Raw genomic sequence first — 20508 nt, forward strand, 5'->3', positions numbered from 1 at the left:
ACGGTCCAAGTGGGCGGGCGGTCCCGAGACGGGGCCGTCCGCCCACCTCACATCAGTACGTCGTCCGCCCGGCGGGAAGCACCAGAACAGCCAGAAGCACCAGAACATCCATAGGACACCGGCCCGGAACAATGGAATCGGGAAGGCAAAATGGCTGGACGCGAGAAATGCTCACTCGCCCCACGCTGTCCCGCCCACGCCGGCCCGCGATCAGTCGTCGGATCAGTCGACGTGAGGTGGCGTAGGCACAGGTCCCGATCGCGACGCTGGCTGCCGACGTGGTGAGCGAGCGGGCCGAGGAGTTCTGGATCGTGTCCGATCCGACGGCCGTCCGCGAGACCCGGCACGCCGTGCGACGGTTGTGTCGAGGCGCCGACCTGGGCACCGACACCTGCGAGACGGCCATGTTGCTGGCCAGCGAGACCGTGACGAACGCCATCGTGCATGGCGGCCCTCCCGCGCGCCTGGTCATCCGGGTCTCGGCCGGCGGCATCCGCGTGGAAGTCACCGATGGCACCGCCCGCCCGCCCGTCGCCGTGCCCGCGCGGCCCGACGACACGAACGGCCGGGGCATCCAGCTGATCGACACGCTCGCGACCCGCTGGGGAGTCCAGCGACATCCCGATGGAAAGACCGTGTGGTTCGAGGTCGCGCCAGCTTCCCCAACCACCCCGCCAACCCCGACCTGGCCCCCGATCGGCTGACGCGCCCGGCGCACCGCGACTCGTCTTCCAGGCCACCGATGAGGAGGCCGTCGAGACCGGGCATCTTGTGGCGCCGTCGACGACCGCTCGGACGAGAAGCCGCAGGCCGTCGACCTCGTCTCGGAGGTCAGAACCGTTCGGCGGTCAATGGCCGGGGTAGCCGGACGACGCTGACGAAGAAGTCGTCGATGTGCCGGATGACCTCGACGAACCGCTCGAAGTCGACGGGTTTGGTGATGTAGACGTTGGCGTGCAGGTCGTAGCTGCGCAGCACGTCCTCCTCGGCCTCGGACGTCGTCAGCACGACCACCGGAATGTGTCGCAGCGTGCTGTCGGCCTTGACCTCGGCCAGCACCTCCCGGCCGTCCTTGAGCGGGAGGTTCAGGTCGAGCAGGACGATGTCCGGCCGAGGGCTGGCGCTGTACTTGCCTTCGCCCCGCAGGAAGTGCAGCGCCTCCACGCCGTCGCCGACGACGTGCAGGTTGTTCTTGACCTTGTGGTCCGCGAACGCCTCCCGGGTCATCAGCACGTCGCCTGGGTCGTCCTCGACGAGCAGGATCTCGATCGGCAACACGGGTTCGGAAAGCGGATTGGGCACGCTGCTCCTTCGTGTGCGGCGATCCGGGACACACGCCGCACCTCCTCTGTCGGGCCGTCGACGCGGCGGCGATCGCCTTGATCGGACTCGTCGCCTATGCCTGGCCCTTAGCCGGCAGGCTACACGGCGGTCCAACCGGCGCAGGGTCCCGCGGGCAGCGGGGAGCGGGCGGTAAGCCGCGTTCGAGGCGGCGTTCTCTCCGGCCCGCATCCGCGACTCGTGCAGCGCCAGGGTGGCCTGTTCGGCCTCGCGTCGTTCGATGTCGTAGCCCAGCGCCGTGATGGCGCACCTTGGCGGGAAGGCAGGGTTTGCGCTGGTCTATGGGGGAATAGGTCCCGCGGTTGCCGTTCTCGACGCTGAGCGAGGTCCGATGCCGACGCTTCTCCCTCCCGCCGCCCCCGCTGATCGCCTTCAGCCCATCCGCCCGGCGGAAGCCGCCTCCTTGCCTCAGACGGTCGGCCAGCCGCCGCATGGCGAGGACGACGCCGCGGCGCCGGCGCTCGACCTGGGGATGGCACTCGACGTGGCCGAGGTATCCGAGGCGATCGGGGGCGATTCCCTGGCCGAGGCCTACGCCGACGAGAGCGACCTCGACGTGGACCTCCTCGACTGGCGGGTCGGCGCCGCCTGTGGCTCAGCGGACGTCGAGATCTTCTTCCCACCGGAGAGCGCCGACGGACAGGAAAGGCTCCGGCGGGAGGCGGCCGCCAAGGAGATCTGCGCCGGGTGCCCGGTCCGCGTGCTGTGCCTGCTCTCGGCGATGGTCACCGGGGACCGGCACGGGATCTGGGGCGGCACCACCCCGGCCGAGAGGCTCACGAACGCGGACGGGTCGTTTCTCCAGCTGGATGCCGCCTGAGTGCGTAGCGCCGGCCGGGGCATGCTCCCGGCGAACGACGCCCACGAGCGACCGGCGGCAACGAAACCAGGCCTGCGGGTCTCTCGCGTGTGCCCGCGCCGATGCCCACGGGACCCGTGGGCATCGGCGCGGGCACGATCGCGCCCGGTTTAGTGCGGTTCTCATGGGTATGAGACTTCTATGCTTATCGACATCTTGATTGCGATCGTCATCGTCGCGATCGCCGCCGCGCTAGGACTGACGGTTCATCCAGTGCTGTGGGTGATTGTGATTATCGCCGTGCTCTGGCTCGTGGGCCGCCGCGGCATCGGCCGAGGCGGCCGATCGAGGCTCTAGCGGTAGGCTGGCCGCGGACCTGGAAGCGGGATATCCTCCGGCATATGAATTCCCAGGCCCACGAGGGTGGGCATGGTTGAACCCCCGTCACGCGAGTGGCGGGGGTTCTTGCCTTGTCGGGAAACCCCGATGTGTGCATTCCACCGGGTCCCGGTAGGCGCATTCGCGATGGGCCCTTGGAGGGGCTGGTCGTGGCGCAGCGCCCAGGGCTGGCCCAGCTGGGCGGCGCTGGCGTTGGCGCTGGTGGCGCAGGTGGCGGTTAGAGCGTCGCTGGTGGTCAGACGGAGCTGGTGGTGTCGGTGACGACGGTGGAGACGCCGTTGCCGAGGGCGCCGAGCCAACCAACCGCCGTGTGCACGATGGCCGCGGCGTCGCTGGGTGCGGTCATTACGTAGAAGACCACGAATATCCAGAATGCCCATGGCAGCAGGGCCTTCACTGTCGCGCACCTCCCACGGATGGTCTGTGTTTAAACAATAACCGTCCGCCGTCGGCGGCGCCGGCTCGATAGTGATCGTCTTGGCGCCTGTTTCTCGGCACATTTCGGATACCCACCCGGCCGTGGCCGAATTGATACCCGGAGACACGTGCCAATGCCTGGACGGCTGGCGCTCGCCGGCCGACGTCCCGGTCACGTAGCGGAAGGGTTCGGGTGTGTGCGGACGGGCGCGGTCGGCGATTCTGGGAAGGAGGGGGAATGAGGTGTTGCGCGACGTGGGGCCTCACTGCTTGTCCCGGGCCGTCGCCGGCCGGTACCCGAAGGGCCGCGCGTCGGCTGGGACCGGGCCGGCACGCGGTCCGGCGGCGCACTCGGCTGGAACGGTGAGCGGGCGGGTGTTCTGGTGGCTGGCCGGTGGAACCGCGCTGCTGTACGTGGGAGCGCTCGTCCCACTGGCCTTCCTGGGTGGACAGCCGCGGGTGGTCTTCCAGGGGATCGCGTTCGTCACCTGCAGTGTGTTCGCGGCCGTCGTAGCTGGTGTCGCCATCGTGCGCAGCCGCGGTGCCGAGCGTCGTTGGCGCCTGCTGCTGAGCAGTGGTCTGGCCTCGGCGGTGGGTGGGTCGATCGACTGGATGATCACCTGGCTGGTCGCGGACCGTTCCTCGGTCACGCTGGATGCCGCGGACCTGGTGTACCTGGTGCCGCCGTTGCTGGCCTCGCTGGGCCTGCTGAGCATTCCGATCCGGCCGGCCGAGGGGTCAGCGGAGCAGCGTGCGCCTCCGCTCGACCATGAGGAAGGACGGCATGCCGCGGCTGTGGTGGTCGCGCTGGACAGCCTGATGATCGTGGTGTCGATGTTCCTCATCGCCTGGGTCGCGGTGCTGGAGAACGTCACCGCCAGCGGGTTGAGCGGGTGGCCGTTCGCGCTCGCCCTCGCCATCCCGTTGAGCGGGATGTTGTTGATCGTGGTCGCCGTCCTGCTGATGACGTTCCGACGGCCCTGCAATGGCCGGTCGATGGGGCTGGTGACCGCCAGCCTGGTGCTCTTCGCCGTTTCGGAGACGGCGTTGATATTTCTGGCCGCGGGCGGGCCGTTCGAAGTCGACGACACGGCGCTGTACTGGATCGGCACCGTCCTCGCCCCGCCGCTGCTCGCGCTGGCCATGGTCGTCCCGCCGGGACCGGCCAGGAGGCGACCGGCACGGCCGGGCCGGGGCGGCGGCGAGGACCGGTCGCTGTTGGTCCATGCCTATCTGCCGTACCTGCCCCTGGGCGTCGCCGCGCTGCTGGTCGTCGTGCCCGCTGCCCGGGGCCAGGCCCTGCAGGGGATCACTCTGCAGCTCTCGATCGTGCTCGTCACCCTGGTCACGATCCGCCAGCTGATCACGGTCGCGCAGAACACCCGGCTGATGGCGAGCCTGCGCGCGACCCAGCGCGGCCTACGCCACCAGGCGCTGCACGACCCGCTGACCGGCCTGGCCAACCGCGCCCTGTTCACCGCCGAGGTCGACCACGCCGTCGACGCACACCGCGCCAGCGGCCGGCCACTCGTCGTGCTGTTCTGCGACCTCGACGACTTCAAGACCGTCAACGACACCCTCGGCCACGGCGCCGGCGATGAGCTGTTGCGCGCGGTCGCCGGGCGGCTGCGCGGCGCCGTCCGCGCCCAGGACCTCACCGCCCGCCTCGGCGGCGACGAGTTCGCCGTCCTCATGCGCGACCCGTCCGACGACCCACGCGCGACCGGCGACGCCACCGCGAGGCACATCCGAGAAGCCATGAGCCCGGCGTTCCAGGTCCACGGGCAGCGGCGCGACCTCCAGGCCAGCGTCGGCGTCGCCGTGGCCGACGCCGGAACCCCCGTCGCCAGCACCGAAGATCTGCTTCACCGCGCCGACCAGGCGATGTACGCCGCCAAGAACCGGCTCCGCCACCCAGGCTTTCACCCAGCCCTTTCCGCCTCTCGCCTTGGCCTGCCACGATTCCTCCATCGGAGAACGCCCGGGGCGTCGGCCCCCTGGTGATCGCCGTGCTGTCGCAGCCCGATGTCGGGGCTGGTGGCGGCCGCCGCAGAGGGCCCGCGTTCCCGGCGTCGCAGCGCGGCGCGGGTGACGGGCTCGACGAACCGGGCGGCGAGCGGGCCGAGGATGGCCATCAGCAGCACGTAGCTGGCTGCCAGCGGTCCCAGCTTCGGGTTCACGCCGGCCGCCACGGCGAGGCCGGCGATGACGATCGAGAACTCGCCGCGGGCGACCAGCGCCGCCCCGGCGCGGAACCGGCCGAGCGTCGCGATTCCCGCCCGCCGGGCCGCCCACCAGCCGGTCAGCACCTTCGTCGCGACTCCGGCCAGCGCCAGCAGCGACGCCGCGCCCAGCACCGGCGGGATCGCCGACGGGTCGGTCTGTAGCCCGAAGAAGACGAAGAACACCGCGGCGAACAGGTCCCGCAGCGGAGTCAGCACCTCGCTGGCGCTCTCGGCGACCGGGCCGGACAGCGCGATGCCCACGAGGAACGCGCCGACCGCGGCGGACACCTCCAGTCGCTGCGCGACGCCCGCGACGAGCAGCGCGAGCCCGAGCGCCCGCAGCAGCAGGATCTCGTCGTTGCGGTCGGACTTCGGGTTGAACACCAGCAGGGTGACCTTGGCGCCGTGCCGCAGCGCCACGACCAGCACCCCGACCAGCGCGCCGAGGGCGATCGCTACCGTCAGCGAGCCGCGAGCGACGGTCTGGTGGGCCAGCAGCGCCGTCACGACCGGCAGGTACACCGCCATCGCCAGGTCCTCGAGCACCAGCACCGACAGCACCACCGGCGTCTCCCGGTTGCCGAGCCGGTGCAGGTCGCCGAGGACCTTCGCGATGATCCCGGACGACGAGATCGCGGTCACTCCACCCATGACCACCGCCGCGAGCGCGCCCCAGCCGAGCAACAGGGCGGCGGCGACGCCTGGAGCCGCGTTCAGCACGAGGTCGAGGCCGCCGGCCGGTGCCTGGCGGCGCAGCCCGTGGATCAGCTCGCTGGCGGTGTACTCCAGGCCAAGGGTAAGGAGCAGGAGGACGACGCCGATCTCCGCGCCTGTCTTGATGAACTCCTCGCTGGCCCCGAGCGGGAGCAGCCCACCGTGGCCGAACGCCAGCCCGGCGAGCAGGTAGAACGGGATCGGGGAGATCCCGACCCTGGAGGCGACGTGTCCCAGGATCCCGAGGCAGAACAGCACCCCGCCGAGCTCGATGAAGACCGATGCCGTGTCATGCACGCCGTCACCCACTTCCTGTCTGGTCAGCCGGTGCGGAACAGCTCGGCGACGGCGGCGGTGTTCTCCGGGGTTCCGACCACCACGACGACGTCCTCGGCGGCGAACCGGAAGTCCGGCCGCGGCGAGGCGAGGACCTCCTGGTCGCGTACGACCGCGACGATCGACGCGCCGGTGCGGGTGCGCGCCTGGGTGTCGCCGAGCGGCCGGCCCGCGTAGGGGGAGTCCGGCGAGATCCGGATTCGTTCGCCGACCAGGCCCGCGAACATCTTGTTGAGGTTGGCCAGCTTCTCGACGATGTGCGGCGCGCCGAGCAGTTCGGAGAGCGCATCGCCCTCCTCGGCGGTGAGCATCAGCGACTCGGCGACGGCGTCCGGGTCGTCCGCTCCGTAGATCACCAGCTCTCGCCGGCCCTTGTGGTGCGCGACGACGCCAACCCGGCGCCTGCCGCGGGTGGTGAACTCGTGCCGCAGCCCGATGCCGGGCAGCGCGGTCTCCTCGATCTCCATGGATGCGGCCTTTCGTTGGCTCTCGGCAGTCGGCGGGCCAAAGGGTGCGCGAGAATGATCTTCTTTCGCACACCCGGAGGCCGTTGTCCCCGAGATCACTGACGGGAGGTCATCGGCCAGGCGCGGAACGTCCAGCGGCGGAACGTCCAGCGGCGGAACGTCCAGCGGCGGAAGGCTCGGTCTCGGGAGTCGGCCCGGGAACGGCGCCGGTGCGAAGGCGCGGACCCTTCGACGGCACGTCGACCGGGACCCGGCCAGCGGTGTCGGTGTCGTCGTCGGCGGCGGCGTCGATGGCGTCGGTGGCGGGAGGCAGCGGGAGCCCCTCGCGGCCGGGCCTCCCATCCGCGGTGTAGCGAATGGGCCGCGACAGCGCCTCCAGACCGAACCGGCGCCGATCTCTGCGCAGATCCCACCAGATCACGATCGTTGGCGCGATGAACATGAAGCCGAGAAGCGGGACCACGATCAGTACACGGCCCCAGTCGAGTCCTGAATGCACAGGCTGTTCTCCATAACGGTGTCCCTGGGCCCAGCCCGCGACGGGGGAGGGCGCCAGGCAAGACGAATGTGAAGCCCCAGCCGCGTCGTCTCGAACGCGGCGGAAGATTCCGGACCGGTGGGCGACGAGGAAGGGCCAGCGAAGAAGTGCCACCCCGGCGGCAGATCACCGGCGGCGTCCGGCGACGCCGTTGCGCCGTTACGCGGCAACGGCGCAACTTGGCAACGGCGCAACGCGGCAACGCTTTCGCGGACGTCGCGGACGTCGCGGACGTGGGCGCAGCTGGATGTCCGGCGGGTCGACCTGGAGAGCCAGGCCGGTCAGGAGACGACCGCCCGCGACGCCGGGCCACCCATAACAGGGCGCTCCGGTCAGAGCCGGCCGGATTCGCGATCCGCCGCTCGCGCGATCAGCGCGCGGCAGCCAGGGGTTCTACTACGGCGTTATCTACCTGGCAGGTGGGCCACGGGCGCCGCACACACCGTCGAGCTTGTCCGGCCGGCGACCGCGGCCAACAGCTCGTCGCCACCAGACGAGACCCGGCAGCGTCAGCCCGAAGAGCGTCGCCGCGACGGCCAGATCGCCAGGATGATCGGGGGCCAGCTTCGCCGACACCGCCATGCGGCCATCGACGCGGGGAACGACCACATCCGCGCGGGCCGCGGAACCCGCGACCGAGGAGACGGCGGCCAGCGCCCGGTCCGACGCTCCCGCGCCAGCACCGCCGCCGCCACCGCCCGCGCTCAGCAGGCCAATCACCAGCAGGGCCACCGCCCAGAGGGCGCCGAAGCTCCGGCGCCGGACGGTGACCATGTGCCCAGCGTAAACCAAGGCCACAACCCACGAACGTGAACCGATTCCGCTTCGAGATCAGTCAGGCGCTGCGCGACAGTGGCCTGACTGATCTCGAACAGGCCGTTCCGTCGTCAGGCCGGGGCTGGCCGGTGATGCCCCGCAGCCCGCAGCCCGGGCCTGGTTCCTTAACGTTCCGTGGCTGTCAAGCCTGATCTAACTGCCCAGCTCGAACATGTCGGAGTGCTCTGAACTGCATGTTTGCGACACGCKACCCAGACTTAAAGACTCCTGTGATTGCTCTGTGTGACTGTTGATGGACGGGCCCGCAGGTCGCTGTCGGTAACAGGTTCGACGCGGCTCCATGGCAATCCCACTGCAGCTAGGTCGCGTCCAGCGGCGTGATGTACGGAGAGTGACGTCGCGTGATCCTGGGTGCAGGTTATGCGGTGAGGGCTTCGGGGGTCACGCTGATCTCGGGTGTGTCGGGCGCGGTTTCGGCTGGGTCGGTTTTGGCGAGGATTTCCAGGCCGAAGTAGCGGTGGGTCTCGATCCATTCGTCGTGCTGTTCGGCGAGGACGGCGCCGACGAGTCTGATGATGGCGTCGCGGTTCGGGAAGATCCCGACGACGTCGGTGCGTCGGCGGATCTACTTGTTCAGCCGTTCCTGCGGGTTTGAGGACCAGATCTGGCGCCAGATCTCCCGGGATGGGCGGTGAACGCGAGCAGGTCGGCTTTGGCTACACCGGCGCCGCGACGGTGGATGGTGCCGTTGGTGACCGCCGCCGTGCTGGCCGGGGGAACGGTGACCGCGTGCTCGTCGGACTCGTCGGATAAGCCGCGGAATCCGGTCGCCGCGCCGACCCCGAAGGTGGGAGATATCCCCTCCTGCGACCCGGAGAAAGGCGCCCGGCCCGACGCCGTGCCCGGGGACTGCGGCCGCGACGACAAGGGTGAGTGGAAGTTCGCGGGTACGGTGAACAACCGCTCGAAGGACAAGCGGGACTATTCGATCGTGGTCGACTTCGTGCTTGACGAGGGCAACACGGTCGTCGACACGAAGGTTGTGAAGGTGCCCGGAGTCGCCGGCGGGAAAAGCGCCGACTGGACGATTCTCGGCGCGTCCGGCAAGGAAGACGATCTGCGCTGCGTCATCCGTAACGTCCAGTTCTCCTAGCCGTCGGTTGCCCCGGCGGCCCCGCACCGCCGCCGGGGCCGCCGGCTGGGGCTGCCCGCGTCAGCGGACCACATCGAACACCTGCTTCTGGACGCCGTTGGCGTAGGCCTGGTACTCCACCAGCTTCAGCATGGCCTTGTCCTTGTCGGCCGCGCTGAACAGCCGCTTCCCGGCGCCCAGCAGGACGGGAAACACCAGCAGGTGGTAACGGTCGACCAGGCCCGCGTCGGCCAGGCTCTTCCCCAGTTCCGCGCTGCCGTGCACCGCGATCGGGCCGCCCTCGGTCTCCTTCAGCGCCGCGACCTCGTCGACGGAGCGCAGGATCGTCGCCGGCCACCGCGGGTCGTCCTGCGTGAGCGTGGTCGAGACGACGTAACGCGGCATCGCGTTGTAGCCCGCGAACTCCTCCATCGTCGGCCAGATCGGGGCGAACGCCTCGTAGCTGATCCGCCCCAGCAGCAGCGCCGTGGTCTCCTCCTGCTCCCGGCCCTTGATCTCATAGGCGGCCGGGTCGAAGTCGATGTCCTTGAAGGTCCAGCCGGTGTTCCGGTACTCCGCCTCGCCGCCCGGCGCCTCCATGACGCCGTCGACGGACACGAAGGCGGTGACGATCAGAGTGCGCATCCTGGACTCTCCTCTTTGCTGGGTCGTGGACTTCCGCTTGCTGTGTCGTGGACCTCCGGCATTGCCGTGGTCCCGGTCCCGCGGTCCGCTCGGTGCTTTACCTGGTCAGACTGACCGACGGCCGGGAACTCATCGGTGACCGGGTCCGGCGCGCGCCGCCCGCCGCCCGCCGCCGGGTCTGTCGGTCTCCACGGCTGGGTCGATCACCGCGGGAAGGTGGCCTCGATGTCCAGCCCGCCGGTCGGCCGGGCCGCGGCGGCGAGCCGGGCGCCGTGGGCCTCGGCGATCGCCCGGACGATCGCGAGGCCCAGGCCGTGGCCCTCGCCGTGCCGGATGCGCCGGCCGTGCAGCTGCTGGAACGGCTCGAAAAGTCGGGCGACCTGCGCTGGCTGGACGACCGGCCCCGAGTTGCGGACGGACAGCCGCGCCCCGCTGGAGGTCGCCGACGTCGTCACCTCGACCCGCCCACCGGCCACGTTGTAGCGCAGCGCGTTGTCGACCAGGTTCGCCACCAGGCTCTCGACCAGCCGCGGATCCCCCGACGCGGGTGCCGCGTCGAGGGTCGAGTCGACGGCCACGTCGGCGGGCCGATGCGATGGGCGGTACGACAGGACCTGCCGGGCGATGTCGGCCAGGTCGAACGGCTCCCGCCGGTCCACGCCCTGCTCGCCGCTGGCCAGGGTGAGCAGGGCCTCGATCAGTCGCTCCTGCGTCGCGCCCAGCTCAAGCACCTCCCCGCAGGCCACCCGCAACGAGTCGACCGTCGTGTCGGGGTCGGCGAGGGCGACCTGCAGGACGGCTCGCTGCGCGGTCAGAGGTGTGCGCAGCTCGTGCGACGCGTTCGCCACGAAGCGCCGCTGCGACGCGAACGCGGCCTCCAGCCGGCCGAAGAGGTCGTCGAGGGTCGCCGCGAGCTCGGCGAACTCGTCGGCGCGGCCGGTCGGCCCCAGCCGGCGGTGCAGGTTGCTCGCCGAGATGTCCCGGGCCGTCGCGGTGATGGTCCGCAGCGGCCGCAGGAACCGGGCCGTCACCAGCCAGCCCAGCCCGACCGACACCAGCAGCAGCGCGACCAGGCACAGCGACCAGGTGAGGAACGGGAAATACGTCGTCGTGGTCGGCCGCATCCCTGGCCCTGGGCCTGGCCCGAGCCCGGGATCGAGCACCGCGCCGACCGGCGCGGACGACCTGGTCCCGACCAGCGCCGCCGTCAGCAGCACCGTGCCCGACACGAAGAACGGGATGGCGTAGAGCAGCATCAGCTGCGTCCGCAGCCGCCGCGGCAACCGCGGGCGGGGGATCACAGCTCGCCGATCCGGTAGCCGCCCTCGCGGACGGTGAACACCACCGGCGGGTCGCCCAGCTTGGCGCGCAGCCGGCGGATCGTCGTCTTCACCGCGGTCGTGAACGGGTCCGCCGCCTCGTCCCACACCCGTTCGAGCAGCTCCTCGGCCGGCACCGGCCGTCCCGACGCGGCGAGCAGGCATTCGAGCACTCCGAGCTCCTTCGGGCTGAGGTCGAGGCGCCGGCCGCCCCGGGACGCGACCCGCCGACCCGGGTCGAGGGTCAGGTCGCCGTGCTCCAGCACCGGCGGCACCAGGGCGGTCGGCCGGCGGGCCAGCGCCCGGATCCGGGCGACCAGCTCGGCGAAGTCGAACGGTTTCGGCAGGTAGTCGTCGGCTCCCAGGCCAAGCCCGTCGACCCGGTCCCTGACCGTGCTCGACGCGGTCAGCATGAGGACCCGGCTGCCCGAGTACGTGGCGACGATCCGCCGGCACACCTCGTCGCCGTGCGTGCCGGGCAGGTCCCGGTCGAGCACCACCACGTCGTACCGGGTGGACACGAGGCGCGCCAGCGCGTCGTCACCGTCGAGCGCGACGTCGACCGCCATCCCCTCGCGGCGCAGCCCGGTCCTGATCGTGCGGGCCAGAATCTCGAAGTCCTCCACCACCAGGACGCGCATCCCATCACCATCCCAGGCCGGCGGTGGCGTCCAGGTGTCGTCGGGCGGCACCGTGCTGACACCGCCGGACGGTTAGAACCCCGACCTATGATCACCGTGAACGGACTGCGGAAACGGTTCGGCGAGACCACCGCCCTGGACGGAATGACGTTCACCGTCCAGCCGGGGCAGGTCACCGGCTTCGTCGGGCCGAACGGCGCCGGCAAGTCGACCACCATGCGGGTCGTCCTCGGCCTCGATGCCGCCGACGACGGCGAGGCCCTGATCGACGGGCACCCGTACCGCTCCCTGCGCCACCCGCTGCGCCACGTCGGCGCGCTCCTCGACGCGGCCGCGGTCTCGCCGGGCCGCACCGCCCGCAACCACCTGCTGTGGCTCGCGCACTCCCAGGGGCTCGGGGCCGGCCGGGTCGACGAGGTCCTCGACGCCGTCGGGCTCGGTTCCGTCGGCCGGCGCCGGGCCGGGGGGTTCTCGCTCGGCATGCGGCAACGCCTCGGCATCGCCGCCGCGCTGCTCGGCGACCCGCCGGCGCTGATGCTCGACGAGCCGTTCAACGGCATGGATCCCGAAGGGATCATCTGGATGCGCGGTCTCACCCGGGCGCTCGCCGCCGAGGGGAGGGCGGTCCTGGTCTCCAGCCACCTGATGAGCCAGCTGCAGGACATCGCCGACCACGTCGTGGTCGCCGGCCGGGGCCGGGTCCTCGCCGACGCGAGCGTCCCCGAGCTGCTGGCCGCCGTGTCGGACGGCCGGGTCACGGTACGTTCCTCGGCCGCGCGCGCGGCGGTGGTGCTGGCGGGCGGTGGCGGTTCCGTCACGGCCGCCGGGGACGGCACGCTCGTCGTGGCCGGCCTGCCGGCCGAGGCGATCGCCGCGCTGCTCAGYCGCCACCGCGTGCCGTTCTCCGAGCTCGCCGCGCACCGGGCGACGCTCGAGGACGCCTACCTGGAGCTCACCCGCGACGCCGTGGAGTACCGCGCCGCCGCGTCGGCCGCCACCACGGAGGAGGCACGATGAGCGCGTTCGCGGACACGCTGCGGGCCGAGTGGACGAAGTTCCGGACCATCCGCGGCTGGGTCATCGCCACCGTCGCCATCGTCGGCGTCATCGTGGCGTTCGGGCTCATGCCGGGGATGCAGGGGAGCTGTGGCAAGAACGGCCCGGGATCCGAGTGCTCGCTGCCGGTCGGCCCCGGCGGCGAGGAGGTCACCGACACCTTCACGTTCCTGCACCAGGCGCTCGCCGGGGACGGCGAGGTCATCGCCCGGGTCACCGCCATCACCGGCCTGGCGTCCGGGGTGGACCCGGACGCGCCGAGCCACACCGTCGAGCCGTGGGCCAAGGCCGGCCTCATCGTCAGGGCGGGCACGGGGCAGGGCTCGTCGTACGCGGCGGTCATGGTCACCGGTGGCCACGGGGTGCGGCTGCAGTACGACTACACCCACGACGTCGCAGGCAGCCCCGGCGACACCACCACCACCGCCCCTCGCTGGCTGCGCCTGAGCCGATCCGGGGACACCGTCACGGCCGCCGAGTCCGTCGACGGCGGCCGGTGGACGACCGTCGGCACCGCTCGGCTGCCCGGCCTGCCGCCGACCGTCGAGGTCGGGCTGTTCGCCACGTCCCCGCAGCACTCCGAGGAGCTGCACGCCGGGCTGATGTCCGGCGCCATGGGCGGGCCGACCCAGGTGACCGGCACGTTCGACCACCTCGCCGCGCGGGACGGCTGGACCGGCGCGGCCTGGCACCCGGACGTCATCGGCGCGCCGAGCGGGCCGTCGGGCGATCCCCTGGGCGCCGCGCTGGGGGTCGAGCGGGTCGGCGACGCCGTGCGCCTGACCGGTTCCGGCGACATCGCGCCGGCCGTGGCCGGCGCCGGGGGCCTCGGGGTGTCCATCGCCCAGACGCTGGTCGGCACCTTCGTCGGCCTGATCCTGGCCGTCGTCGTGGGCACCGTGTTCGTCACCGCGGAGTACCGTCGCGGACTCGTCCGGACGACGTTCGCGGCCAGTCCGCACCGCCTGCGGGTCCTGGCCGCGAAGGCCACCGTCGTCGGCGGCGTCATGTTCGTCGCCGGCCTGGCCGCGGCGGCGGCCACGATCACCCTCGGGCAACGGGTGCTGCGCGGCAACGGCGTGTACGTCCATGCCGCCCCGGCCGGCACCGAGGCGCGCGTCGTCGTCGGCACCGCGGCCCTGCTCGCCGTAGCCGCGGTCCTGGCCCTCGGCCTCGGGACGCTGCTGCGGCGCGGCGTCACCGCGGTCACCACCGCGGTCCTCGTGATCGTCCTGCCATACCTGCTGGCCATGACCGTCCTGACGGGCGACGCGGCGCGCTGGCTGCTGCGCGTCAGCCCGGCGGCGGCGTTCGCGCTGCAGCAGGCGTCGCCGGAGTATCCGCAGGTGGCGAACCTCTACACGCCGGCCGACGGGTACTTCCCGCTCGCGCCGTGGGCCGGCTTCGCCGTCCTTGCCGGCTGGGCGGCCGTGGTCCTCGCCGCCGCCGCGGTGACGCAACGCCGGCGGGACGCATGACGCCGACGGATGCCACGGAGCCCCGCCCACGAGCGCAGCGAGGTTGCCCGTGCGAGGAAGCAGCCTCGGCTTGGCGACGCTACAGCGTGCCGCGACCGAACGGGGCGCGGAGGCGCGCCTCCGCGGAAGCCCGCCCACGAGCGCAGCGAAGTGCCCCGCGAACAGAGGTCGTTCGTGGATTGGCGACGTTCAGCGGCGGGCGACCGTGCGGCGCGGAGGCGCGCCTCCGCGGAGGCCCGGCCCACGAGCGCAGCGAAGTGGGTTGGGCCGCAGCGGAGGTCGCCGGAGCGCCCGTGAGCGGAGGAGGACGGCGCGCGGAGGTCCCTTCCGCAGCGAAGCAAGGAAGGGGCCGGAGCGCGCCGCCCGCACGGAGCGAACCATGAACACAGTGCGCGCCGAGTGGACCAAGCTGCGCACGTCGCCGGGCACGCTGGCGCTGCTGGCCGCGGTCGTCGCCGGCACGGTCGCGGTGAGCGCGGTCGCGGCCGGGTTCTCGGACCCGCTGCCCGGCGCGGACCTGCCGAGGCTGAGCCTCACCGGAGTGCAGCTGGGTCAGGCGGTCGTGGCGGTCCTGGCCGTGCTGGCCGTCGGCGACGAGTACGCCAGCGGCCTGGCTGTGGTGACGTTCACGGCCATGCCGCGCCGCAGCAGGGTGCTGGCCGCCAAGGCGGCGGTCGTCGCCGCCGTGGTGGCGGCCGCGGCGGCCGTCGCCGTGGCCGGGTCCGTGGCCGCGGGTCGGTTCCTGCTGCCCGCGCACACCCTGGCCGCGCGCCCGGCGGTCGGCTCGGTGCTGTACCTGGTCCTCATCGGCCTGTTGAGCCTCGGGATCGCGGCGGCCGTCCGTAGCCCGGCCGCCGGGATGGGGACGGTCCTCGCGCTCCTGTACGCGCTCCCGATCGTGAACGCCGCGGTGGCCGACCCGGCCTGGCAACGGCGCCTGCAGCGGATCGAGCCGGCGAGTGCTGGCCTGGCGGTGCAGGCCACCTCCGGCGACCTCGCGATCGGCCCCTGGAAGGGTCTCGGCGTCCTGGCGTTGTGGGCCCTCGGCGCGCTGCTTGCCGCCGCGGTACTCCTCGAACGCAGGGACGCCTGACAGCGTCGACGCCGGTGCCCCGGTGCCCCGGTGCCCCGGTGCCCGGGCGTCCGGGCGTCCGGGCCACCCCGGCGCGCGGCCGCCGGGGTGGCCTGAGCCACGAGCAGGCCCAGCTGATCGAGCCCGCGAGCGTGCGGCCGGTCGATCGGGAGGCCTGGCATCGTGGCTTTCGGCTGAGGCGCACGCGCCTTGTCCGCGGCTTCGGCTACTGTCGGTGCCGGTGTGCCGGGAAGTCTGGTCGGCGGCTGGTGACCTGACCCCGTGGCGAGGAGTCCGCCGTGCCCGAGAGCCCACCTCGCCGGTTCGTGGTGTTCGATCGTGGATCGTGGCCGGAGAGCCGTCGGATCGCCGCCATCCTGCGCAAGGAGACCATCGGCGGCGCGGTGTTGCTGGTGGCCACCGTCCTGGCTCTGGTCTGGGCGAACTCGCCGTGGTCGGCCTCCTACCAGTCGATGGTGTCCTACCGCCTGGGGCCGGCCCGGYTGCGTCTGGATCTCACGGTGGCCGAATGGGCGGCCGACGGACTGCTCGCGATCTTCTTCTTCGTGGCGGGGTTGGAACTCAAACGCGAGTTCGTCGCCGGCGATCTGCGTGATCCGCGGCGAGCCGCCGTTCCGGTCGTCGCCGCCATGGGAGGCGTCGCGGTTCCGGCCGTGCTGTACTCGCTGGTCAATCTCGACGGCGGCGCGTCCCGGGGCTGGGCGATCCCGACCGCCACCGACATCGCGTTCGCGCTGGCGGTGCTGGCCGTCGTCGGACGGCATCTGCCGCCGGCGCCGCGGACCTTCCTGCTGACCCTCGCCGTGGTCGACGACCTGCTCGCCATCGTCATCATCGCGGTCGTCTACACCCGCCACCTCTCGGTCGTCCCGCTGCTGGGCGCCCTGGTGCCGTTCGCGGTGTTCACCGTCCTGGTGCAACGCCGAGTACGGGCGTGGTGGCTGCTGCTTCCCCTGGCCGCGGCCACGTGGATGCTGGTACACGCCTCCGGTGTGCACGCGACCGTCGCCGGGGTGCTCCTGGGATTCGCCGTGCCGGTACGACGACGACATGGCGACCAGGCCGGCGGGCCCCCGACGGGTCCCGGGCTGGCCGAGCATTTCGAGCGCCGCTGGCGGCCGATCTCGGCCGGTGTCGCGGTGCCGGTCTTCGCGTTCCTCTCCGCCGGGGTCACCATCGGCGGCCTGCACGGCCTGACCGACGCTCTGACAGACCGTGCCGCCCTCGGGGTCATGCTCGGCCTCCTCATCGGAAAACCCGTGGGGATCATGGCCGCTACCTTTCTGGTAGCCCGCTTCACCCACGCCACCCTCGACGACGAGCTCGCCTGGATCGATGTTCTCGGGCTGGCGGTCCTGGCGGGAATCGGGTTCACCGTCTCCCTGCTCATCGGCGAGCTCGCCTTCGGCACCGGCAGCGGCCACGACGACCACATAAAGATCGCCATCCTGGCCAGCTCCCTGTTCGCCGCTGTCCTCGCCGCCGCTGTGCTGCGCCCGCGCAACCGCGCGTACCGCGCGAGCCGCGCGACGAACTCGACTCAGTGACGCTGCTCTTGGAGGTCGGCTGTGCCCGGTTTCGACGCGACGCCCTCGTAGGCGAAACCCATCAGCGCCGTACCGCTCATCGGATACGTCCTGACCGACTCCACGGTTAGTCCGGACTTCTCGACCAGCTCGTCGATCCGGCGGTTGAGCTTGCAGCCTCCGGCGAGTCGGCCCCAGGAAGGTGTGAGCCGGTCCTGCCAGCGGGCTACGCCGGGTCTGGGCGAGCGGCCGTGCTCGGTGAAGTGCATCGTGCCGCCGGGCCGCAGTACTCGATGGATCTCGCGCAGCGCCTGTTCGGCATCGGGGATGGTGCACAGTGTCCAGGTCGTCAGCACATGGTCGACCGACTCGTCCGGAAGGGGTAGCGCCTGGCCATCGTCACCGATGAACTCGACCGGGGCGGGCGCCGCGGCAATGCGAGACGCCGCGAGTTTGCGGCCGACGGCCGCGGGCTCGACCGCGAGCAGGCGAGTGACGCCTGCTGGAAGATGCGGAATGTTGCGTCCCGACCCGAAACCGATCTCGAGAACCTCGCCGGACAGCCCGGCCGCGACGCGCGCCCGGGTCTCCTCCATCGGTCTGCCGAGGGCGAGGTCGGTGATCCGGGGCAGCACCTGGTCGTCATAGAACCCCATCACGACTCCTCATCGGAGGACCTGGGCGGAACCTGGGCGGGGCACGGCGGCGTTCGGTCCCTCGGCCCGGCCGGCGGCCGGTGGCGCCGCGGCGACGAGGGTGGCCTCGATGGTGGGCCAGGGCAGGCCAGGTGGCAGCAGGATGGTGACGACGTCGGCGACCTGGTCCCAGGCCGCTAGCTGCTCGGTGACCTGGCCGCCGGTTCCGTAGGCGGCGAGCTGGTCGAGGACGGACTGGGCGGCAGGGGGAATGATGCCGCGCCGCGGGCTCGGTCGCGGGTTGGCATCCGCGATGGCGCTGATCTGGGGGGCGTAGCCCTGATCGGACACCGACCGGGCATAGACGCCGCCCATGGCGGTGAGGTACCAGGCGGCGCAGGAGGCGGCGATGTGCCGGGCGGTGTCGGGGTTCTCATCGGCGACGGCGATGGGGCCGGCCGCCACGGTGAGAGCCGCCCGGTCCGGAGCGACGGTCGCCCGCAGCCGGTTGAGCTGCTCCGCCGCGGCCGGGAGGTGGTCCCGGGCCATCAGCGCGGGGATCCAGCCGTCGCCGACCTCGGCGGCCACCCGGGTCGTGCGTGGGCCGAGTGCCGCGAGGAAGATCGGCACCTCGGAGGTCGGGGACTGGCCCAGTCGCAGCGGGTGCGCGCCAGGGAGGTGGCGCAGCTGGGCCGGCTCGCCGGCGAGCAGCGCGCGGACCTGGGTGACGACCTCGCGCAGCTTCGCGGCCGGATGCTCGAACGGCACGTCGTGAAACCCCTCGACCAGTGCTTTCGTGCTGGCACCCAGGCCGAGCACGTAGCGCCCCGCACAGACCTGGTGCAGGGTGGCGGCGGTCATCGCCAGTGTCGCCGGGGTGCGCCCCCACACCGACAGGACAGCCGAGGCCAGCTGGATACGAGTGGTGCGCAGCGCGATCTCAGTCACGACCGGGGTGGAGTCCAGGCCCCATCCCTCGGGAACCGCGAAGGTCTCGTATCCCAGCTCTTCTGCCAGCACTGCGGCCCTGACGATGACGTCTCGCCGGGTCTCCATGGGGGTGAGGCCCACCCCGCGCCGCGCAGTCATGACGCCGCGCTCTCGGCCGGGCCGTGGAAACAGGTTGGGACTGCCAGGGTCGGTGGCGCCGGGCGCGGTGACTGTTTCCCGGTGGCCGGTAGGGGCGCCGGGATCGAGACGGGTGACATGAGGTCGACGCTAGGACCGCCGCGTCGGGCCGCCTATCGGGTGAACTACTGGCCTGGCACCGCTCCGGCGTGGTCCTGGCACGGTTGGCGGCCGCGGATATCGGGTGTTCGACCGATCCTTCAGCGGTGCCGGCGCAGCCGCTGTTCGGTGGTCCAGGCCGCGATCTGGGCGCGGGAGCTCATCCGCAGCTTGCGTCGGATGTTCTCCACGTGCGTTTCGATCGTTCGCGGCGCGACGGACAGCCGGCCGGCGATGGCATGGTTGGTGAGCCCCTCGGTCACCAGTTCGGCGATCTCGAACTCACGGTCCGTCAGCCGTTGTCCCCTGCGCGCGGGCTGGCCAAGAAAGGTGAGTGCCGCGTCCAGGACCGCCTCCCAGTCGCCGTGGTAGTAGAGATGGCTGGAGCCTGGCAGCGGGATCAGGGTGGCCCCGGGGATACTCGCGGCGACCGCGCGGCCCAGCTCGAACCTGGTGCCTCGGTCGCCTTCGCGGTGCAGGACCGCGGTCGGCGTCCGGACCGCCGGAAGGAGCGCCCGGATGTCCGTGTCGTAGTACACCTCCAGCAGCTGGGCGGCCACCGCGGCCGAGGCGCTCGTCCGCTGGAACCGGGTGAACGCCGCCATCTCGTCCGCGGTGGGATCGGTGACGAATGCGTTCGCCAGCGCCTGCAGCCCCATGCCCCAGTGCGCCCGCACCAGCGCGACGACGGACTTCCTGACGTCGAGCGGAGCCAGCTCTCGGCCGTCGGCGCACATTCCGTAGACCACGAGCGCCTCGACCCGTTCCGGGCACCTCGCCGCGATCGCGGCGGCGATCTGACCCCCCTGCGAGGCGCCGAACAGGCGGAAGCGGCGCGTGCCCACCGCGTCGGCGACCGCCAGCGCCGCAGCCACCTGACCGTCGAACGAGAGGTCTGCTCCGTCCCGATCCGACAGGCCACATCCGGGCTTGTCGAAGCGAATCACCGTGAAATGCTGCGCGAGGCGTTCGACGAACCTGCCAAAGGAAAGCAGATCCAGCTGCTCACGGAGGTGGGTGATCCACCCCGAGTCGCACAACAAGGCCGGTCCAGACCCCATTGTCGAATACGCGACGGGGCCAGCCGGCGTCGCGCAGTATTTGATCAGCGCCCGCACTCGTCCACGCTGACAGGTCCAGCCGACGCAGTAAAGGAATCCACACGGACGGCGAGGGCTACGAGCAGGCCCAGTTGATCGAGCCCGCCAGGGTGCGGCCGGCGTATGTGCTGGCGCTGAACGAGACAGAACCGCCGGTCGAGGTGATCTCGACGGTTGCCGGCACGGCGTYGATGGCGTACCGGGAGGCGTCGTTCGCGACCAGGGACACGGTCACCACCGCCGCGTACGAGCCCGGTCCGGTGTAACCCGCGACCCGCACGCTCTCGGCGACCGTGGCCCCGTTCACGACGCCGGTCGCCGACTCGGCGTAGCGCCGCCCGGCGACCTCGCAGCTCACCGGCGTGTTGACGTGCCCCGCGACGGACACCGGGCTGGTGATGCCGACGGTCAGCGAGCCGGGGCCGCCGGTGCCCGCCCCGGCCGGTGCCGTCGTGCCGGCCGTCGGATCCGTGCTCGTGCTCGTGCTCGTGGACGCGGCCGCGCCGGCCGTGGCGGTCGCGGGTGCCGCCGAGGCCACGCCCGGCGATGGTCCGGCGCTGGCGCGGCACCCGGATACGGCCAGCAGGAGCCCGCCTGCGAGCGCGATCGAGCGGCCGCGAACCCAGTTCCGACTGTTCACATC

General features: G+C 71.8%; 22 protein-coding genes and 1 pseudogene. 9 read left to right on the plus strand and 14 right to left on the minus strand.

The genetic code is table 11. The features are described from left to right. The first annotated feature begins 311 nt into the window (after positions 1 to 311). Entirely contained in the window at positions 312 to 704 is a 393-nt protein-coding gene (locus BCD49_RS13445) for an ATP-binding protein (RefSeq protein ID WP_241832322.1), read from the plus strand. Between the two features lie 127 nt (positions 705 to 831). Here the strand turns inward: BCD49_RS13445 and BCD49_RS13450 are convergent, their stop codons facing one another. Next, positions 832 to 1302, minus strand: a complete 471-nt coding sequence (locus tag BCD49_RS13450; RefSeq protein WP_007512848.1) for a response regulator — start codon at positions 1300 to 1302, stop codon at positions 832 to 834. A gap of 442 nt (positions 1303 to 1744) precedes the next feature. Here BCD49_RS13450 and BCD49_RS40590 point away from each other — a divergent pair, with 442 nt between their 5' ends. Then, on the plus strand, positions 1745 to 2161 hold the full coding sequence (locus BCD49_RS40590) for a WhiB family transcriptional regulator (protein ID WP_232793869.1): 417 nt from the start codon (positions 1745 to 1747) through the stop codon (positions 2159 to 2161). A 180-nt stretch (positions 2162 to 2341) separates the two neighbouring features. Then, positions 2342 to 2497, plus strand: coding sequence for a hypothetical protein (locus BCD49_RS44075; RefSeq protein WP_007512851.1), 156 nt, complete (start codon positions 2342 to 2344; stop codon positions 2495 to 2497). A 277-nt stretch (positions 2498 to 2774) separates the two neighbouring features. On the opposite strand, the gene BCD49_RS44080 is transcribed toward BCD49_RS44075, so the two are convergent. After that, complete coding sequence (locus tag BCD49_RS44080; protein WP_007512853.1) at positions 2775 to 2936, minus strand: hypothetical protein; 162 nt, start codon at positions 2934 to 2936, stop codon at positions 2775 to 2777. 383 nt (positions 2937 to 3319) lie between these two features. Here BCD49_RS44080 and BCD49_RS13460 point away from each other — a divergent pair, with 383 nt between their 5' ends. Next, entirely contained in the window at positions 3320 to 4960 is a 1641-nt protein-coding gene (locus BCD49_RS13460) for a GGDEF domain-containing protein (RefSeq protein WP_232793868.1), read from the plus strand. On the opposite strand, the gene BCD49_RS13465 is transcribed toward BCD49_RS13460, so the two are convergent. The 5 genes and pseudogenes from BCD49_RS13465 to BCD49_RS40595 all read right to left on the minus strand — a co-directional run. Continuing rightward, the gene (locus tag BCD49_RS13465) at positions 4879 to 6192 is read right to left on the minus strand and encodes a cation:proton antiporter (RefSeq protein WP_007512857.1); all 1314 of its coding nucleotides are present in this window, start codon (positions 6190 to 6192) and stop codon (positions 4879 to 4881) included. The genes BCD49_RS13460 and BCD49_RS13465 overlap by 82 nt on opposite strands. Before the next feature lie 23 nt (positions 6193 to 6215). Continuing rightward, entirely contained in the window at positions 6216 to 6698 is a 483-nt protein-coding gene (locus tag BCD49_RS13470) for a cation:proton antiporter regulatory subunit (RefSeq protein WP_007512859.1), read from the minus strand. 109 nt (positions 6699 to 6807) lie between these two features. Continuing rightward, positions 6808 to 7197 carry a hypothetical protein gene (locus tag BCD49_RS13475; protein WP_007512863.1) on the minus strand — a complete coding sequence of 130 codons (390 nt, stop codon included), beginning with the start codon at positions 7195 to 7197 and terminating at the stop codon, positions 6808 to 6810. 447 nt (positions 7198 to 7644) lie between these two features. After that, on the minus strand, positions 7645 to 8010 hold the full coding sequence (locus tag BCD49_RS13480; RefSeq protein WP_007512864.1) for a hypothetical protein: 366 nt from the start codon (positions 8008 to 8010) through the stop codon (positions 7645 to 7647). A 421-nt stretch (positions 8011 to 8431) separates the two neighbouring features. Then, positions 8432 to 8730, minus strand: a pseudogene (locus tag BCD49_RS40595) (transposase); the annotation flags it as partial. 34 nt (positions 8731 to 8764) lie between these two features. Between BCD49_RS40595 and BCD49_RS13485 the strand changes: the two are divergent. Continuing rightward, positions 8765 to 9166 (plus strand): hypothetical protein, encoded by a 402-nt coding sequence (locus BCD49_RS13485; RefSeq protein WP_232793867.1) that lies wholly within the window; start codon positions 8765 to 8767, stop codon positions 9164 to 9166. A 60-nt stretch (positions 9167 to 9226) separates the two neighbouring features. On the opposite strand, the gene BCD49_RS13490 is transcribed toward BCD49_RS13485, so the two are convergent. The 3 genes from BCD49_RS13490 to BCD49_RS13500 all read right to left on the minus strand — a co-directional run bounded on the left by BCD49_RS13490 (position 9227) and on the right by BCD49_RS13500 (position 11750). Beyond that, positions 9227 to 9790 (minus strand): dihydrofolate reductase family protein, encoded by a 564-nt coding sequence (locus BCD49_RS13490; protein ID WP_007512866.1) that lies wholly within the window; start codon positions 9788 to 9790, stop codon positions 9227 to 9229. Between the two features lie 203 nt (positions 9791 to 9993). Further along, positions 9994 to 11091, minus strand: coding sequence for a sensor histidine kinase (locus BCD49_RS13495; protein WP_007512867.1), 1098 nt, complete (start codon positions 11089 to 11091; stop codon positions 9994 to 9996). Then, positions 11088 to 11750, minus strand: coding sequence for a response regulator transcription factor (locus BCD49_RS13500; RefSeq protein ID WP_007512868.1), 663 nt, complete (start codon positions 11748 to 11750; stop codon positions 11088 to 11090). The genes BCD49_RS13495 and BCD49_RS13500 overlap by 4 nt, the downstream gene beginning before the upstream one ends. An 87-nt stretch (positions 11751 to 11837) precedes the next feature. Between BCD49_RS13500 and BCD49_RS13505 the strand changes: the two genes are divergently transcribed. From BCD49_RS13505 to nhaA, 4 genes are all read left to right on the plus strand, one after another. Next, entirely contained in the window at positions 11838 to 12767 is a 930-nt protein-coding gene (locus BCD49_RS13505; protein ID WP_007512869.1) for an ATP-binding cassette domain-containing protein, read from the plus strand. Continuing rightward, positions 12764 to 14284: an ABC transporter permease subunit gene (locus BCD49_RS13510; RefSeq protein ID WP_007512870.1), complete on the plus strand. Its 1521-nt coding sequence runs from the start codon at positions 12764 to 12766 to the stop codon at positions 14282 to 14284. The genes BCD49_RS13505 and BCD49_RS13510 overlap by 4 nt, the downstream gene beginning before the upstream one ends. Positions 14285 to 14663: 379 nt before the next feature. After that, positions 14664 to 15377 carry a hypothetical protein gene (locus BCD49_RS13515; protein WP_007512872.1) on the plus strand — a complete coding sequence of 238 codons (714 nt, stop codon included), beginning with the start codon at positions 14664 to 14666 and terminating at the stop codon, positions 15375 to 15377. Positions 15378 to 15655: 278 nt separating this feature from the next. Further along, on the plus strand, positions 15656 to 16924 hold the full coding sequence (nhaA, locus tag BCD49_RS13520) for a Na+/H+ antiporter NhaA (protein ID WP_007512874.1): 1269 nt from the start codon (positions 15656 to 15658) through the stop codon (positions 16922 to 16924). Here nhaA and BCD49_RS13525 read toward each other — a convergent pair. From BCD49_RS13525 to BCD49_RS13540, 4 genes are all read right to left on the minus strand, one after another. Then, complete coding sequence (locus BCD49_RS13525; RefSeq protein WP_007512878.1) at positions 16918 to 17559, minus strand: class I SAM-dependent methyltransferase; 642 nt, start codon at positions 17557 to 17559, stop codon at positions 16918 to 16920. The genes nhaA and BCD49_RS13525 overlap by 7 nt on opposite strands. A 9-nt stretch (positions 17560 to 17568) precedes the next feature. Next, positions 17569 to 18627: an LLM class flavin-dependent oxidoreductase gene (locus tag BCD49_RS13530; RefSeq protein ID WP_007512880.1), complete on the minus strand. Its 1059-nt coding sequence runs from the start codon at positions 18625 to 18627 to the stop codon at positions 17569 to 17571. 239 nt (positions 18628 to 18866) lie between these two features. Further along, positions 18867 to 19826, minus strand: coding sequence for an alpha/beta fold hydrolase (locus BCD49_RS13535; protein WP_083401433.1), 960 nt, complete (start codon positions 19824 to 19826; stop codon positions 18867 to 18869). Between the two features lie 115 nt (positions 19827 to 19941). Continuing rightward, positions 19942 to 20505, minus strand: a complete 564-nt coding sequence (locus BCD49_RS13540) for a hypothetical protein (RefSeq protein ID WP_071041535.1) — start codon at positions 20503 to 20505, stop codon at positions 19942 to 19944. Between the last annotated feature and the right edge of the window lie 3 nt (positions 20506 to 20508).

The sequence above is a fragment of the Pseudofrankia sp. EUN1h genome (assembly GCF_001854645.1).
Taxonomy (GTDB): Bacteria; Actinomycetota; Actinomycetes; order Frankiales; family Frankiaceae; genus Pseudofrankia; species Pseudofrankia saprophytica.

Bases quoted from the DNA above. Each gene is read 5' to 3' on its own strand.
- BCD49_RS44075 (WP_007512851.1), top strand. From the start codon at position 2,342: ATGCTTATCGACATCTTGATTGCGATCGTCATCGTCGCGATCGCCGCC.
- BCD49_RS13515 (WP_007512872.1), top strand. From the start codon at position 14,664: ATGAACACAGTGCGCGCCGAGTGGACCAAGCTGCGCACGTCGCCGGGC.
- BCD49_RS13480 (WP_007512864.1), bottom strand. From the start codon at position 8,010: ATGGTCACCGTCCGGCGCCGGAGCTTCGGCGCCCTCTGGGCGGTGGCC.
- BCD49_RS13510 (WP_007512870.1), top strand. From the start codon at position 12,764: ATGAGCGCGTTCGCGGACACGCTGCGGGCCGAGTGGACGAAGTTCCGG.
- BCD49_RS13490 (WP_007512866.1), bottom strand. From the start codon at position 9,790: ATGCGCACTCTGATCGTCACCGCCTTCGTGTCCGTCGACGGCGTCATG.
- BCD49_RS13525 (WP_007512878.1), bottom strand. From the start codon at position 17,559: ATGGGGTTCTATGACGACCAGGTGCTGCCCCGGATCACCGACCTCGCC.
- BCD49_RS13535 (WP_083401433.1), bottom strand. From the start codon at position 19,826: ATGGGGTCTGGACCGGCCTTGTTGTGCGACTCGGGGTGGATCACCCAC.
- BCD49_RS13530 (WP_007512880.1), bottom strand. From the start codon at position 18,627: ATGACTGCGCGGCGCGGGGTGGGCCTCACCCCCATGGAGACCCGGCGA.
- BCD49_RS13470 (WP_007512859.1), bottom strand. From the start codon at position 6,698: ATGGAGATCGAGGAGACCGCGCTGCCCGGCATCGGGCTGCGGCACGAG.
- BCD49_RS13500 (WP_007512868.1), bottom strand. From the start codon at position 11,750: ATGCGCGTCCTGGTGGTGGAGGACTTCGAGATTCTGGCCCGCACGATC.